Source organism: Candidatus Laterigemmans baculatus (assembly GCF_010367455.1).
Taxonomy (GTDB): Bacteria; Planctomycetota; Planctomycetia; order Pirellulales; family Pirellulaceae; genus Laterigemmans; species Laterigemmans baculatus.
This window is the reverse complement of the sequence record NZ_WRPR01000131.1, coordinates 1-1603: the sequence shown is the minus strand read 5'-3', so window position 1 is coordinate 1603 and position 1603 is coordinate 1. Positions and strand designations below refer to the sequence as shown.

General features: G+C 57.3%; 1 protein-coding gene. It reads right to left on the bottom strand.

What is annotated here, in order from left to right; all coding sequences use genetic code 11:
* Positions 1 to 552 precede the first annotated feature (552 nt).
* Positions 553 to 1290 (bottom strand): tetratricopeptide repeat protein, encoded by a 738-nt coding sequence (locus GNK13_RS19680; protein ID WP_164104274.1) that lies wholly within the window; start codon positions 1288 to 1290, stop codon positions 553 to 555.
* Positions 1291 to 1603 lie beyond the last annotated feature (313 nt).

The following is a 1603-nucleotide window of genomic DNA, read 5'->3' as shown; positions in this document are numbered from 1 at the left end:
GTTATTCGTGATTGTTCCCCCGTTTTCGCTCTTCCCCCGTGATCCGCGTTCTCTGCGCTATCCGCGGTCCCTCTCCCTTCCGTGTCCTTCCGTGTCCACCATTCGTGCTATTCGTGATTGTTCCCCCGTTTTCGCTCTTCCCCCGTGATCCGCGTTCTCTGCGCTATCCGCGGTCCCACTCCTTTCCGTGTCCTTCCGTGGCCACCATTCGTGCTATTCGTGTTATTCGTGGTTGTTCCCCTCTCCGCTTCTCCCCCGTGATCCGCGGCCCCTGCGCTATCCGCGGTCTTCCCCCGCCCCTGCATCCCTTCGTGCTCTTCGTGTCCTTCGTGGTTGCACTCACGGGCCAGATCCACGGCAGTGGAGCGCGCGTGTCAACCAGCCTCAGACGGACGCCGAACTGGGGGTGATTCGGCGGAGCGTCCGCCGTGGCGCTCCGTACGGCAGCGAGATTTGGACGAGCCAGAGCGCGGCCCGCCTGAGCCTCACCCCCACGCTCCCCCCCGCGGCCGACCGCGAAAGCGAACGAATTGACGTGCATCCCAATACTGTTCAACTGCAGCTACCTCCTAATTGCTTTTCGGCCATCTCGAGAGTCTTCCGATAGAATTCGGTAGACGCTCTAAAATCAAATTCCCTTCTTGCTTGTTCAGCTGCGTTCTTGGCGGCTTCGATGTCACCGTTCGCTTCCATTGCATCAGTCGCAATGCGGTAGACCTTATTTACATCTTCAGGTTCGTCGTCGTCACTCATCGTAGCCGCGAAACAACGCACCGCGGCGACGATCCGCTCGATGTCATGCTTTGGGTCTGCGAGCGAGATAGCTTTCGAGTACCACTGACGGGCCTCTGCCAGATTTGACCTGGAGTGCTCAACAACACCTAGTTGGTGATAAGTCGAAACCAAGCCCGTCTTAGATTGGCAGGCTTCATTAATGCGCAGCGATTTAGCAAGCCATGCCATGGCTTCTTCATGGTCACCCATCGCATTGGTTACTGCGGCTAAGCTATTAAATGTCTTGGCGTATTCACGGTCCGCCGTTCCGCCTGCACGGTCCGCGACTTCTAAGGATTTAAGATAGGAGGACTTCGCTTCCGTTAATGCACCTAGACGATAGTGCGCAGTCCCTAGCAGATCATATGCAACTGATGCGTCATGAAAGTTTGCATTTCGCTCGAGTTCGTTCGCAGCATCTCGGCAGATTGCTGCGGCTTCCTCAAACTCTCTGCCTTCAAAAGCCTTCAGAGCCCTCTCATAGTACCCGCGTTGGCTGGCCTGCGTGCTGTTCATTCTCGATCCATTCGCTCTGGGTATAGCTTGCTGATTTTACGTTTTAGGTTGTCGGGGGTGTCTTATAGAAGCGGTGGACCCTGTGGAGTCCGGGGTTCGAAAGGCTCCGGCCGAATAAGCGGCCTATTGGCAGGTCCCCTGGGCAAGCCTCCGGGGTCCCGGGTAGCCGACCGCGAAAGGACAAACTGAGGTGCGTCCCCTTTCCCCCCTTTTCGCTCCTCCCCCGTGATCCGCGTTCTCTGCGCTATCCGCGGTCCCTCTCCCTTCCGTGTCCTTCCGTGGCCACCATTCGTGCTATTCGTGTTATTCGTGG

What these genes read in the sequence shown, in the direction of transcription:
- GNK13_RS19680 (WP_164104274.1), bottom strand. Translation starts at nt 1,290, where the DNA reads ATGAACAGCACGCAGGCCAGCCAACGCGGGTACTATGAGAGGGCTCTG.